The organism is Rhizobium anhuiense (assembly GCF_003985145.1).
GTDB classification, from domain to species: Bacteria; Pseudomonadota; Alphaproteobacteria; order Rhizobiales; family Rhizobiaceae; genus Rhizobium; species Rhizobium anhuiense.
The window spans coordinates 901,078-914,871 of sequence record NZ_ML133521.1 but is presented as its reverse complement, the minus strand read 5'-3'; the positions used below and the strand labels follow the sequence as shown (position 1 = coordinate 914,871).

12 protein-coding genes are annotated in these 13,794 nt (G+C 63.7%); 11 read left to right on the top strand and 1 reads right to left on the bottom strand.

The window, feature by feature from the left end; translation table 11 throughout:
* The first annotated feature begins 75 nt into the window (after positions 1-75).
* The 4 genes from EEQ99_RS04455 (at position 76) to EEQ99_RS04440 (ending at position 3,776) form a co-directional block, all read left to right on the top strand.
* A complete protein-coding gene (locus EEQ99_RS04455) occupies positions 76-1,263 on the top strand; it encodes an acyl-CoA dehydrogenase (RefSeq protein ID WP_028755704.1) in 1,188 nt (395 codons plus the stop codon).
* Between the two features lie 82 nt (positions 1,264-1,345).
* Positions 1,346-1,807, top strand: a complete 462-nt coding sequence (locus EEQ99_RS04450; protein WP_047612945.1) for a DUF4126 family protein — start codon at positions 1,346-1,348, stop codon at positions 1,805-1,807.
* Positions 1,804-3,165, top strand: coding sequence for an FAD-containing oxidoreductase (locus EEQ99_RS04445; RefSeq protein ID WP_028755702.1), 1,362 nt, complete (start codon positions 1,804-1,806; stop codon positions 3,163-3,165). Before EEQ99_RS04450 ends, EEQ99_RS04445 begins: the two co-directional genes overlap by 4 nt.
* A gap of 41 nt (positions 3,166-3,206) precedes the next feature.
* Positions 3,207-3,776 (top strand): DedA family protein, encoded by a 570-nt coding sequence (locus tag EEQ99_RS04440; RefSeq protein WP_028755701.1) that lies wholly within the window; start codon positions 3,207-3,209, stop codon positions 3,774-3,776.
* 25 nt (positions 3,777-3,801) lie between these two features.
* On the opposite strand, the gene EEQ99_RS04435 is transcribed toward EEQ99_RS04440, so the two are convergent.
* Positions 3,802-4,845: an NAD(P)-dependent alcohol dehydrogenase gene (locus EEQ99_RS04435; RefSeq protein WP_028755700.1), complete on the bottom strand. Its 1,044-nt coding sequence runs from the start codon at positions 4,843-4,845 to the stop codon at positions 3,802-3,804.
* A 493-nt stretch (positions 4,846-5,338) separates the two neighbouring features.
* On the opposite strand from EEQ99_RS04435, the gene EEQ99_RS04425 reads away from it, so the two are divergent.
* The 7 genes from EEQ99_RS04425 (at position 5,339) to EEQ99_RS04400 (ending at position 13,775) form a co-directional block, all read left to right on the top strand.
* Positions 5,339-5,428 carry a K(+)-transporting ATPase subunit F gene (locus EEQ99_RS04425; protein ID WP_047614909.1) on the top strand — a complete coding sequence of 30 codons (90 nt, stop codon included), beginning with the start codon at positions 5,339-5,341 and terminating at the stop codon, positions 5,426-5,428.
* A 68-nt stretch (positions 5,429-5,496) separates the two neighbouring features.
* Positions 5,497-7,200, top strand: coding sequence for a potassium-transporting ATPase subunit KdpA (gene kdpA / locus EEQ99_RS04420; RefSeq protein ID WP_127430055.1), 1,704 nt, complete (start codon positions 5,497-5,499; stop codon positions 7,198-7,200).
* A 9-nt stretch (positions 7,201-7,209) separates the two neighbouring features.
* Positions 7,210-7,365: a hypothetical protein gene (locus EEQ99_RS34460; RefSeq protein WP_164735899.1), complete on the top strand. Its 156-nt coding sequence runs from the start codon at positions 7,210-7,212 to the stop codon at positions 7,363-7,365.
* Between the two features lie 44 nt (positions 7,366-7,409).
* A complete protein-coding gene (kdpB, locus tag EEQ99_RS04415) occupies positions 7,410-9,470 on the top strand; it encodes a potassium-transporting ATPase subunit KdpB (protein WP_028755698.1) in 2,061 nt (686 codons plus the stop codon).
* A 36-nt stretch (positions 9,471-9,506) separates the two neighbouring features.
* A complete protein-coding gene (kdpC, locus tag EEQ99_RS04410) occupies positions 9,507-10,076 on the top strand; it encodes a potassium-transporting ATPase subunit KdpC (RefSeq protein ID WP_047612936.1) in 570 nt (189 codons plus the stop codon).
* Between the two features lie 301 nt (positions 10,077-10,377).
* Positions 10,378-13,086, top strand: a complete 2,709-nt coding sequence (locus tag EEQ99_RS04405; RefSeq protein ID WP_063476023.1) for a sensor histidine kinase — start codon at positions 10,378-10,380, stop codon at positions 13,084-13,086.
* A complete protein-coding gene (locus EEQ99_RS04400; protein WP_047614906.1) occupies positions 13,083-13,775 on the top strand; it encodes a response regulator transcription factor in 693 nt (230 codons plus the stop codon). The genes EEQ99_RS04405 and EEQ99_RS04400 overlap by 4 nt, the downstream gene beginning before the upstream one ends.
* Positions 13,776-13,794: the final 19 nt, after the last annotated feature.

The following is a 13,794-nucleotide window of genomic DNA, read 5'->3' as shown; positions in this document are numbered from 1 at the left end:
TGTTGACGCGGTCGGCTGGCGGGTCTATGGCCACTTAAGCGAGGCAAGCCAGAACCGGGATGAGGAGACGCGGCCATGCAGCATACGCGCGAAGTTTTCGACTGGGCCGATCCATTCCGGCTGGTGGAGCAACTGACCAGTGAAGAGCGCATGGTGCAGGACACCGCCCACGCCTATGCGCAGGAAAAGCTGGCGCCCCGGGTTCTCGACGCCTTCCGCCATGAAAAGACCGATCCCGAAATCTTCCGCGAAATGGGCGAACTCGGCCTGCTCGGCCCGACGATCTCTCCCGACTACGGCGGCGCCGGCCTCGGTTACGTCGCCTACGGCCTGATCGCCCGCGAGGTCGAACGGGTCGATAGCGGTTACCGCTCGATGATGAGCGTCCAGTCCTCACTCGTGATGGTGCCGATCGAAACCTTCGGGTCGCAGGCGCAGAAGCTGAAATACCTGCCGAAACTCGCCGCCGGCGAATGGATCGGCTGCTTCGGCCTGACCGAGCCCGATCACGGCTCCGACCCCGGCTCGATGGCGACGCGCGCCAGAAAGGTCGACGGCGGTTACAGCCTCACCGGCTCGAAGACCTGGATCTCCAACGCGCCGATCGCCGATGTCTTCGTCGTCTGGGCAAAGACCGAGGATGGGCTCATCCGCGGCTTCATCCTCGAAAAGGGCTGGAAAGGGCTTTCGGCGCCCGCCATCCACGGCAAGGTCGGCCTACGCGCGTCGATAACAGGCGAAGTGGTGATGGACAGTGTCTTCGTGCCCGCGGAAAACCTTTTGCCTGGCGTCACCGGCCTCAAGGGACCGTTCACTTGCCTGAACTCGGCCCGCTTCGGCATCGCCTGGGGCGCGCTCGGCGCGGCCGAGGATTGTTATGCGAGAGCACGGCAATATACGCTGGAGCGCAAGCAGTTCAGCCGGCCGCTTGCCGCCAACCAGCTGATCCAGAAGAAGCTCGCCGACATGGCCGCTGAGATCTCGCTCGGCCTTCAGGGCTGCCTGCGGCTCGGCCGCATGAAGGAGGAAGGCCATCCGCCGGTGGAACTGACCTCGATCCTCAAGCGCAACAGCTGCGGCAAGGCGCTGGAGATCGCGCGAGCAGCCCGCGACATGCTCGGCGGCAACGGCATCTCCGACGAATTCGGCATCGCCCGTCATCTCGTCAACCTCGAAGTGGTCAACACCTACGAGGGCACACACGACATCCACGCACTGATCATCGGCCGGGCAATCACCGGCATCGCCGCCTTTGCGAACTAGGCCGGGAAGGCGAATTGCCACGCGCCTGACAATGTGCAACTTTCCTTAATTGCGGCAAGCGCCGGCAAAAAGGGGGTCATGCATGTTTCTGCTTCTTGCATTGCTGATCGGTGTCATATCGGGCCTTCGCACCATGACCGCACCGGCCGCCGTCGCCTGGGGCGCAGCACTCGGCTGGTTCGACGTGTCGCAGACGCCGCTTGCCTTCATGGGGTACCGATGGACGCCGTGGATCTTCACGGTTCTCGCCATCGTCGAACTGATCGCCGACCAGCTGCCGTCCACGCCGTCGCGCAAGGTGCCGATGCAGTTCGGCGCCCGCATCGTTTCAGGCGCCTTGGCAGGGGCGACGATCGGCGCCGCCAGTAGCCTGCTCTTCGGCGGGCTGATCGCCGGGGTGATCGGCGCCGTCATCGGCACATATGGCGGCGCTGCCGCCCGTAGCCGGCTTGCCGCCTCGTTTGGCAAGGACCTGCCGGCGGCTCTCATCGAAGACGCCGTCGCCGTCATCGGCGCGGTACTGATCGTGGCGGCCGTGCCATGAAGAGCTTCGACGCCATCGTTATCGGCGCCGGCCAGGCCGGTCCATCGCTTGCCGCCCGCATGGTCGAAAAGGGCATGAAGGTGGCGTTGATCGAGCGCAAATTCCTCGGCGGCACCTGCGTCAATGCCGGCTGCATGCCGACGAAGACGCTGGTCGCCAGCGCCCGCGCCGCCCATGTCGCAAGAACCGGTGCCGCCTATGGCGTCAATATCCCGGGCGAGATCGCCATCGACATGAAGGTGGTCAGGGCTCGCGCCGAAACGGTGACGATGAATGCCCGCAACGGCCTGATCGGCTGGCTCGCCGGCATGGACGGCATGACGGTGGTCTACGGCCACGCCTGTTTCGAAGGCCCGAAGACCGTCAGCGTCAACGGCGACACACTGACGGCACCGCGCATCTTCCTCAACGTCGGGGCGCGGCCGGTCATCCCCGCGCTGCCGGGCATCGACGACATCGACTACCTCACCAGCACCTCGATCATCCAGCTCGACACGGTGCCGCGGCATCTCACCATCATCGGCGGCAGTTATATCGGGCTGGAATTCGCGCAGATGTATCGCCGCTTCGGCGCCGAGGTCAGCGTCATCGAGCATGGCCCGAAGCTCGCGTCGCGCGAGGACGAGGATATATCCGACGCGATCGCCGATGTGCTGCGCTCGGAGGGCATCGACATTCATACCGGCGTCAGCGACATCGCCTTCGCCAGGAGCAGCGACGGGATAACGGTCGCCACCGATTCAGCGAGGATCGATGCGAGCCATGTGCTGATCGCCACCGGCCGTAAGCCGAATACCGACGATCTCGGCCTCGATGCCGCCGGCGTCATTACCGATCAACGCGGTTTCATCACCGTCGACGACAGGCTCGCCACCAATGTCGAGGGCATCTGGGCGCTCGGCGATTGCAACGGCCACGGCGCCTTCACCCACACCTCCTACAATGATTTCGAGATTGCCGCCGCCAACCTGCTCGATGGCGACGACCGCAAGCTCTCGAGCCGCATCCCGGCCTATGCGCTCTACATCGACCCGCCGCTCGGCCGCGTCGGCATGACGGAAAAACAGGCGCGCGCTTCCGGACGCAAGATCATGGTATCGACCCGGCCGATGAGCCGAGTCGGCCGCGCCAATGAACGCGGCGAGACCAAGGGTTTCATGAAGGTGGTTGCCGATGCCGAGACAAAGGAAATCCTCGGCGCGGCGATCCTCGGCATCGAGGGCGACGAGGTGATCCACGGCCTCATCGATGCGATGAATGCGGGAACGACCTATCCCGCATTGCAATGGTCGGTGCCGATCCATCCGACGGTGTCGGAGCTGATCCCGACCCTGCTTGGGGATTTGAAGCCGGTTTAGCGGTAGAAACCCAGGGGCAAGGACGGCTGGAGGCGGACTGCGTGTCTATCGAACTGCTGATCGAGAATTACGGTCTGCTGGCCATCTTCCTGGGCGCCGCCTTCGAAGGCGAAACAGCCGCGTTTCTCGGAGGCGTGATTTCCCATCGCGGGCTGCTGACTTATGGGGCGGCGTCGCTTGCGGCAACGGCGGGCTCCTTCGCCGGCGATCAACTATGGTTCTTCGTCGGTCGTTACGCCGCGCAATGGGGCTTTGTCCGCCGGCTGATGGAAAAGCCGGCCCTGGCGCGCGCAACCGGGCTTCTGGAAAGATATCCCACCGGCTTCATCTTTGCGTTTCGTTTTCTGGTGGGGTTGCGGACAATCAGTCCGATCGTCATCGGCACGACGCGGATTCCGACCGGAAAATTCGTCGTCATGAATGCCGCAGCCGCGTTGGTGTGGGGGCAGCTGTTCACGGGGCTCGGTTATCTCTTCGGGCATGGCGTCCAACAGACATTGGGCCACCTTCCGCTTCACCGCCACCTGCTGATCGCAGTCGGAGCCGCGGCTGTCGTCGCAGCCGCGGCGCTTGCCTTTCGCAAGATGAAACTGAGTGCCAGGCACTCATAGGAGCAGACTGGGGAGCAGACTGGCTCTATTCCATCACGATCTGCAGCTTCACATCGCTTGGCCGCGCCTCGACGGCGCGATCGAACGCCTTGATCGAATCTTCGAATTTGAAGGTCTCTGATATCAGCGGCTTCAGGTCGACGCGGCCCGAGCCAAGCAGCGCGATCGACCGCTCATACTGATGCGCGTAGCGGAACACCGTCTCGATGCGGATTTCCTTGGTGGATGCCGTCGAGACGTCGAAGCCGATCGGGTTGACCGGCAGGCCGACGACGACGATGACGCCGCCCGGGCGCGGCAGCGCCATGATCGTCTCCCAGGCCTTCGGCGAACCGGAGCATTCGAAGACGACATCGGCGCCCCAGCCGTCGGTCAACCGGCCGACCTCTTCGCTCAGGTTCTGCTCGCGGATATTGACCGGAATGACGCCCTGGTATTGTGCGGCGATATCGAGCTTCGGCTGGGCGAGATCGGCAACGATCGCCCGGGCGCAGCCGCCGGCAAGCGCGGCGATCGCCACCATCGTGCCGATCGGTCCGGCGCCGAGAACGACGGCAGTATCACCAGGCGTTATCTTCGCCTTGGCTGCCGCCTGCATGCCGACGGCGAAGGGCTCGACCATGGCGCCTTCGGCAAAGCTGACATTGTCGGGCAGCTTGAAGGTGTAATTGGCGGGATGCACGACCTCCGGCGTCAGCACGCCGTGGATCGGCGGGGTCGCCCAGAAGGTCACGGCCGGGTCGATATTGTACAGGCCGAGCCGGCTTGCCTTGGAATTCGGATCGGGAATGCCGGGCTCCATGCAGACGCGGTCGCCGACTTTCAGATGCGTGACGCCGGCCCCAACCTCGACCACCGTGCCCGCCGCTTCATGGCCGAGCACCATCGGCGCGTTGACGATAAAGGGACCGATCTTGCCGTGCGTATAATAATGCACGTCCGAACCGCAGACACCAACGGTGTGGATCCGGATCTTCACCTCGCCGGGGCCGGTTTCGAGCGGCAGATCGATATCGCGAAGCGCAAGCTCATGCTGGCGCTCGAGGACAAGCGCGCGGACTTTGGTCATCGTCGGTTTCCTTCCCTAGTGGCTTGCCCATGACTCCATCGGGCAGCGTCGAAGCTGACTATAAGGCCCGAAGCCGTCCCAATTCAACCGGATTGCGAAGGCTTTTGCTCAACAAATGAAAAAATGCTCACAGCAAAGATCCAGAGCCGAGGATCGGCTCGCCCGCTGGTCCGATGGCGGTCGGCCTCGCAAGGGCATTTATAAGATTTTTATATTGACGGTCCGTCGCCCGTCTCGAACCTTTATGCCGTTCGGCTCCATATTGATGTCCGAGAGATCGAAAAGATCATCTCCACGCCAGAAAGCATGAAAGGCGACGTCCCTGGATCCGGCCTGAATCCGGATAGCGCCCTTTGTCTTGTCTGACTCCAAGAAGAACAACAGGAGTCACGATCATGATGGATATCATTCTACTCGCCACGCCGATCATATTCTTCGCGCTGTGCTTTGCCTATACCAGAGCCTGCGACAGGCTTTGACAGGAGAACCGACGATGATCCTCGACTATGTCTTGAGCGGTGCCGTAACCGTGTTTCTCACCATTTACCTCACCTACGCTCTCCTTCGCCCAGAACGCTTTTGAAGAGAACCGGCGCTTCTCGGTCGCGCATGCGCGACCTCAGATGCAGCCGGGTATTGAAAGTTTACCCCATGACCCTCAACGGATGGCTTCAGATCCTGCTTTACTGCGGGATCGTTCTTGTGCTCGTCAAACCGCTCGGCGGCTATATGACGCGTGTCTTCAACGGCGAGCGCACCCTCCTCTCACCCGTCCTCGTTCCGATCGAACGGGGACTTTACCGCATTGCCGGCACCCGCGAAGGCGAGGAGCAGCATTGGACCTCCTATGCCTTCGCCATGCTGATGTTCAACCTTCTGGGCGTCATCGTGCTTTACGCGCTGCAACGCCTGCAAGCCGGCCTTCCCTATAATCCGGCCGGCATGGCAGCCGTCCCGCCGGAGCTTTCCTTCAACACCGCCGTCAGCTTCGTCAGCAACACCAACTGGCAGAATTACGGCGGCGAAAGCACCATGTCCTATCTGACGCAGATGGCCGGCTTCACCGTCCAGAACTTCGTCTCCGCGGCGACCGGCATTGCCATTGCGCTTGCCTTCATCCGCGCCTTCTCGCGCGCCTCGGGCAAGGCCATCGGCAATTTCTGGGTCGATATGACGAGGGCCACCTTCTATGTGCTGTTGCCGATCTGCATCGTGCTGACGCTGGTCTATGTCTATCTCGGCGTGCCGCAGACGCTTGGCCCCTACGTCAATGCGACGACGCTTGAAGGCGCGCAGCAGACGATCGCCGTCGGCCCCGTCGCCTCGCAGCTTGCCATCAAGATGCTCGGGACCAATGGCGGCGGCTTCTTCAACGCCAATTCGGCCCATCCGTTCGAAAACCCCGATGCGATCTCCAACCTCATCCAGATGGTGTCGATCTTCGCGATCGGCGCGGCTTTGACCAACGTCTTCGGCCGCATGGTCGGCAATCAGCGCCAGGGCTGGGCGATCCTCGCCACGATGGGCGTCCTGTTCGTCGCCGGCGTCACCGTCACCTATTGGGCGGAAGCCGCCGGCAATCCGCTGATGCATGCCTTTGGTCTTGGCGGCGGCAATATGGAAGGCAAGGAAGTCCGCTTCGGCATCGCCCTATCCTCGCTGTTTGCGGTCATCACAACGGCCGCCTCCTGCGGCGCGGTCAACGCCATGCACGGCAGCTTCACCGCCCTTGGCGGCCTCATCCCGCTGATCAACATGCAGCTCGGCGAAGTCATTGTCGGCGGCGTCGGTGCCGGTTTTTACGGCATTCTGCTCTTCATCATCGTCGCCGTCTTCGTCGCCGGCCTGATGGTCGGCCGCACCCCGGAATATCTCGGCAAGAAGATCGAGGCGAAGGAAATGAAGATGGCCGTTCTCGCCATCCTCTGCCTGCCGCTCGCCATGCTGGTCTTCACCGCGATCGCAAGCGTCCTTCCGAGCGCAGTGGCATCGGTCGGGACTTCCGGTCCGCACGGCTTCTCCGAAATCCTCTATGCCTATACGTCGGCTGCGGCCAACAACGGCTCGGCTTTCGGCGGCCTGACCGGCAATACGCCCTGGTACAACATCACCCTTGGCCTCGGCATGCTGATGGGCCGCTTCCTGGTCATCATCCCGGCTCTTGCCATTGCCGGTTCGCTGATCGCCAAGAAGTCGGTTCCGGCCTCGGCGGGCACCTTCCCCACGGATGGTCCGCTCTTCGTCGGCCTGCTCGTCGGCACGATCCTGATCGTCGGCGGCCTGACCTTCTTCCCGGCCTTGGCCCTTGGCCCCATCGTCGAGCACCTGGTCATGATCGCCGGCCAGACCTTCTGAGGTGATGCCATGATCCTCCGTCAGAGGCTTCGCAATGCCTTCCACCCACGTCCCGGTGCGCCGGGACGCGGGAATGGCCCGGGGCCCCAGGCCTCCGACATCATCCTGGTGATGATGGCAGGCCTCCTCGTCATCGCCGCCATCTTCAAAATCCTACAGGGCTGACCGGCTTCCGGTTCGCCATCCTCGTTTCAAAGCTGGAGTCTCTTGTGAGCCAGGCAAAATCCGCGAGCATCATGGATTCTCGCATCCTCATTCCGGCGGTGAGCGCCGCTTTCAAAAAGCTCAACCCCCGGGCGCTTGCCAGAAATCCGGTCATGTTTGTCGTCGCCACGGTTTCGGTGCTGACCACCGTGCTTTTCCTGCGCGATCTTGTGGCCGGCAACGGCAATCTCGGCTTCTCGTTCCAGATCAATCTCTGGCTCTGGTTCACCGTGCTGTTTGCCAATTTCGCCGAAGCCGTCGCCGAAGGCCGCGGCAAGGCGCAGGCGGATTCGCTGCGCAAGGCGCGCACCGAAACCCAGGCCAAGCTGCTGACCGCCAATAATGGCAGCGGCTACCGCATGGTGCCGGGCACCAGCCTCAAGGTCGGCGACGTCGTGCTCGTCGAGGCCGGCGACATCATCCCGTCGGACGGCGAGGTTATCGAAGGCGTGGCCTCCGTCAACGAAGCGGCGATAACAGGCGAATCCGCCCCGGTTATTCGCGAATCGGGCGGCGATCGCTCGGCGGTCACAGGCGGTACGCAGGTGCTGTCCGATTGGATCCGCGTGCGCATCACCGCCGCGGCCGGTTCGACCTTCCTCGACCGGATGATCGCCCTGGTCGAAGGTGCCGAGCGTCAGAAGACCCCGAACGAGATCGCGCTCAACATCCTGCTCGCCGGCATGACGCTGATCTTCGTGCTTGCGACGGCGACGATCCCGAGCTTTGCCATCTATGCCGGCGGCTCAATCCCGATCATCGTGCTGGTCGCCCTCTTCGTGACGCTGATCCCGACGACGATCGGCGCACTGTTGTCGGCGATCGGCATTGCCGGCATGGACCGCCTCGTCCGTTTCAACGTGCTCGCCATGTCCGGCCGTGCCGTCGAAGCCGCCGGCGACGTCGACACGCTGCTGCTCGACAAGACCGGCACGATCACGCTCGGCAATCGCCAGGCGACGACCTTCCGCCCGGTTCGCGGCGTTTCCGAACAGGATCTCGCCGATGCCGCCCAGCTTGCCTCGCTTGCCGACGAAACGCCGGAAGGCCGCTCCATCGTCGTGCTCGCCAAGGAAAAATACGCGATCCGCGGCCGCGACATGGCAAGCCTCAAGGCCACCTTCGTACCCTTCACCGCCCAGACCAGGATGAGCGGCGTCGATCTCGAAGGCTCTTCGATCCGCAAGGGCGCCGTCGATGCCCTGCTCGCCTATGTCAACGGCGACGCACCTTCGAAGAACGGCAGCGAAGTCATGCGCGAGTTGCAATCGATATCAGACGAGGTCGCCAAATCAGGCGGCACGCCGCTGGCAGTCGCCCGCGACGGCCGGCTGCTCGGCGTCATCCAGCTGAAGGATATCGTCAAGGGCGGCATCCGCGAGCGCTTCACGGAACTCCGCCGCATGGGCATCCGCACCGTGATGATCACCGGCGACAACCCGCTGACGGCAGCCGCCATCGCCGCCGAAGCCGGTGTCGACGACTTCCTTGCCCAGGCAACGCCCGAGATGAAGCTGGCGCTGATGCGCGAGGAACAGTCGAAGGGCAAGCTCGTCGCCATGTGCGGCGACGGCACCAACGATGCGCCGGCCCTTGCCCAGGCCGACGTCGGCGTCGCCATGAACACCGGCACGGTTGCCGCCCGCGAGGCCGGCAACATGGTCGATCTCGACTCGGACCCGACGAAGCTCATCGAGATCGTCGAGATCGGCAAACAGCTGCTGATGACGCGCGGCGCGCTGACGACCTTTTCGATCGCCAACGACATCGCCAAGTACTTCGCCATCATCCCGGCGATGTTCCTGACCTTCTACCCGCAGCTCGGCATCCTGAACGTCATGGGACTTTCGACGCCGCAAAGCGCCATCCTCTCGGCGATCATCTTCAATGCGCTGATCATTATCGCCTTGATCCCGCTGTCGCTGAAGGGTGTTCGCTACCGTCCGATCGGCGCCGGCGCGCTGCTGTCGCGCAACCTGCTGATCTACGGCCTCGGCGGCATCATCGTCCCCTTCATCGGCATCAAGGCGATCGACATGGCCGTCGCAGCCCTCGGCCTGGCCTAACAAAATTGGCCTGAAACACTCCAAGGAGTCAGAACAATGTTGAAAGAACTTCGTCCGGCGGTCGTCATGATTGTCGCCACCACCGCCATAACAGGCCTTCTCTATCCGCTCGCCATGACCGGCGCCGCCCAGGCCCTCTTCCCAACCCAGGCAAACGGCAGCCTGGTCGAGAAGAACGGCCAGGTGATCGGCTCAACGCTGATCGGCCAGGCCTTCACCAGCGACAAGTATTTCCACGGTCGCCCGTCGGCCGCCGGCGACGGCTACAATGCCGCCGCCTCCAGCGGCTCGAACCTCGGCCCGACCAGCCAGAAGCTGATCGACCGCGTCAAGAGCGATTATGAGGCCGCCAAGGCGGCAAACCCGAGCGCGGCGGTACCGGCCGACCTCGTCACCGCTTCGGGCAGCGGCCTCGATCCCCATATTTCGCCGGAGGCCGCCTATTTCCAGGTGCCGCGCGTCGCCAAAGCGCGAAGCCTGGATGAGGCCAGGGTCAAGGCGTTGGTCGATGGCGCCGTTCAAGGCCGCGAGCTCGGCCTTCTCGGCGAACCCACTGTCAATGTTCTGGCGTTGAACCAGAGCCTTGATGCTTCTATGACTGAGTGAGGGTTGGCAGGTTCAGTGCCGGTTGGCAACAAGGCCAACCCCATTCTCCGTCATCCTCGGGCTTGACCCGAGGATCCATGCCGCAGCTAACGGTGGATGCGGCTGTGGATGCTCGGCTCAAGACCGAGCATGACGGAGGATGGGGCGGGCGTAACGCACCACTTACGGCGCAGACATTTGTGTCAGGAATGCCATCCGCCTGCTGAGCCAAACCATGCCGGCACCTCGGCTAAACTGAGTTGACGAGGGATACGGAGACGTAACGCATTCTCGGTGGCCATCTGCAGAAAGACCGAACTACATGCCAGACGACAATCGCGACCAGGCCGGCAGGCCCTCGCCCGATGCGCTTCTCGAAAAAGCCAGGGCGGAGTCGCGTGGCCGTCTGAAGATTTTTCTGGGTGCCGCGCCCGGCGTCGGCAAGACTTACGAGATGCTGATCTCCGGCCGGGCCAAGATCGCCGACGGTCTCGATGTCGTCATCGGCGTCGTCGAGACCCACGGTCGCAAGGAGACCGAAGCGCTCGTCGCCGGTTTCGAGATCATTCCCCGCGTCGAAATCAGCTACAAGGGCCGGCCGCTCGAGGAAATGGATCTCGACGGTATCCTCGCCCGCCGGCCCGATCTCGTGCTGGTCGACGAACTCGCCCATACCAATGCAGAGGGCAGCCGCCATCCGAAGCGTTACCTCGACGTCAAGGAATTGCTCGATCGCGGCATCGACGTCTATACGACGCTGAACATCCAGCATGTCGAGAGCCTGAACGACGTCGTCTCGCAGATCACCCGCATCCGCGTGCGCGAGACGGTGCCGGACTCGATCATCGACCTTGCCGACGACGTCGAGATCATCGACTTGACGCCGGATGATCTGATCAAGCGCCTGCATGACGGCAAGGTCTATATGCCGCGCACCGCCGAGCGGGCGCTGACCAATTATTTCACGCCCGGCAATCTGACGGCGCTCAGGGAACTGGCGCTGCGCAAGACCGCCCAGCGCGTCGACGACCAGCTGCTCACGCACATGCAGGCCCATGCCATATCAGGCCCCTGGGCGGCGGGCGAACGCGTCCTCGTCTCGATCGACCACCATCCGCGCTCCGCCTCGCTGGTACGCTACGCCGCCCGCATGGCCTCGCGGCTGCGCGCGCCCTGGGCTGCCGTCTATATCGAGACCAACCGCTCGATCAATCTCACCGAGGCCGAGCGCGATACCGTTGCATCCACGCTGCGTCTTGCCGAGCAGCTCGGTGGTGAAGCGATCACCCTTCCCGGCCGCGAAGTCGCCGAAGAGCTCGTCCGCCACGCCACCACCAACAACGTCACCCATATCGTCATCGGCGCCCCGAAGAAGCCGACATGGCGCGATTGGTGGCATCGCTCGATCACCGACGAACTGATCCGCAAGACCGGCGAGATCAGCGTCCATGTCATTTCAGGCAATGAGAAGGACGGCACCACCGCGCGCGGCGTCAGGGCGGCCGCCACGGCGCCGGAACTGGATTTCAGGGCCTACCTGCTGGCGACCGGTTATGTCGCCATCGCGCTCGGCGTCAGCGTCGTGCTCGACCAGGTGCTCGACGTGCGCAACCTCGCCCTCGTCTTCCTGATGGCGGTGCTGACCTCCGCCGTCCTCCATGGACTGCGGCCGGCGCTTTACAGCTGCATCCTCAGCGCTTTATCCTTCAACTTCTTCTTCCTGCCGCCGCGCTACACGCTGACGATCAGCGATCCGGAAAGCGTGCTGGCCCTGTTCTTCTTCCTGGGCGTCGCCATCATCGCCAGCAATCTGACCGCCACCGTGCAGCGCCAGGCGGCGTCCGCGCGCCAGCGGGCGCGCACGACGGAGGATCTCTATCTCTTTTCCAAGAAACTCGCCGGCACCGGTACGCTCGACGACGTGCTCTGGGCGACCGCCTTCCAGCTTGCCTCGATGCTGAAGGTCCGCGTCGTGCTGCTGCTGCCGGAAGAAGGCACGATCGCCGTCAAGGCCGGTTATCCGCCCGACGACACGCTCGACGATGCCGACATCGCCGCCGCCCGCTGGGCCTGGGAGCACAATCACGCCGCCGGCCGCGGCGCCGATACCCTGCCCGGCGCCAAGCGCCTCTACGTGCCGCTCCGAACCGGGCGCGCCGCCGTCGGCGTCATCGGCCTCGACAGCGACCGCCGCGATGGTCCGCTGCTGACGCCGGAGCAGCAGCGGCTGCTCGATGCGCTGGCCGACCAGGCAGCCCTTGCCATCGAACGCGTCCAGCTCGTCGCCGATGTCGACCGGGCAAGACTTGCGGCCGAAGCCGACCGGCTGCGCTCGGCTTTGCTGACCTCGATCTCGCACGATCTGAAGACACCGCTTGCCGCCATCCTCGGCGCCGCCGGCACGCTGCGCGACTATTTCGCCTCGATGCCGGAGGAGGACCGCAGCGACCTGCTGTCGACCGTCGTCGACGAATCCGAGCGCCTCAACCGCTTCATCGCCAACCTGCTCGACATGACCAAGATCGAATCCGGTGCGATGGAGCCGAACCATGCGCTGCATTATGCCGGCGATATCATCGGCAGCGCGCTGCGCCGTGCCGCCAAGATCCTCGACGGCCACAAGACCGAGATGAGCATTCCCGCCGACCTGCCGATGGTGCGCGTCGATCCCGTCCTGTTCGAGCAGGTGATCTTCAACCTGCTCGACAATGCCGCGAAATACGCGCCCGAGGGATCGGTGATCCACATCGAGGGCTGGGCCGATGCCGACAACGTCGTCATCCAGGTTTCGGACGAAGGCCCCGGCATCCCGCCGGCCGATCTCACCCGGGTCTTCGATACCTTCTACCGCGTGCGCAAAGGCGATCAGGTGCGCGCCGGCACCGGGCTTGGCCTTTCCATCTGCCGCGGCTTCATCGAGGCGATGGGCGGCACGATCACCGCCGGCAACCGGACGGGCCGTCCGGGCGCGGTGTTCACCATCCGCCTGCCGAAACCCAACGACATTCCGAAACTGGACGAACTCAGATGACCGGTTCAGCCGTCAAAATCCTCGTCGTCGACGACGAGCCTCCAATCCGCAAGCTGCTCCGCGTCGGCCTGACCGCGCAGGGTTACGAGGTGCAGGAAGCGCCGAACGCCAGCGCCGCCCGGCAGTCGGTCGCCGACGACATGCCCGACCTCATCGTGCTCGACCTCGGCCTGCCCGACAAACCAGGCCACGACCTCTTACAGGAGTGGCGCGACGAAGGGCTTTCCATGCCCGTCGTGATCCTGTCCAGCCGCACCGACGAGGCCGGTATCGTCAAGGCGCTGGAAAGCGGCGCCGACGATTACGTCACCAAGCCCTTCGGCATCAACGAGCTCGGCGCCCGCATCCGTGTGGCGTTGCGCCACCGCCTGCAGCAGCAGGGCGAAAAGGCGATCTTCCAGACCGGCGGCCTGTCGATCGATCTCGTCAAGCGCATCGTCAAGGTCGACGGCAACGAAATAAAATTGTCGCCGAAGGAATACGACATTCTGCGCGTGCTCGCCCAGCATGCTGGCAAGGTGCTGACACACCAGTTTCTTCTGAAACAGGTATGGGGGCCGGCGGCGGATGTGCAGTATCTGCGCGTCTACGTCCGGCAGCTGCGGCAAAAGGTCGAGCAGATTCCCGACCAGCCGCACTATATCACCACCGAGACCGGCGTCGGCTACCGGCTCAGGGAACCGGATTGACCTCCCCTGCCTCCCGCTG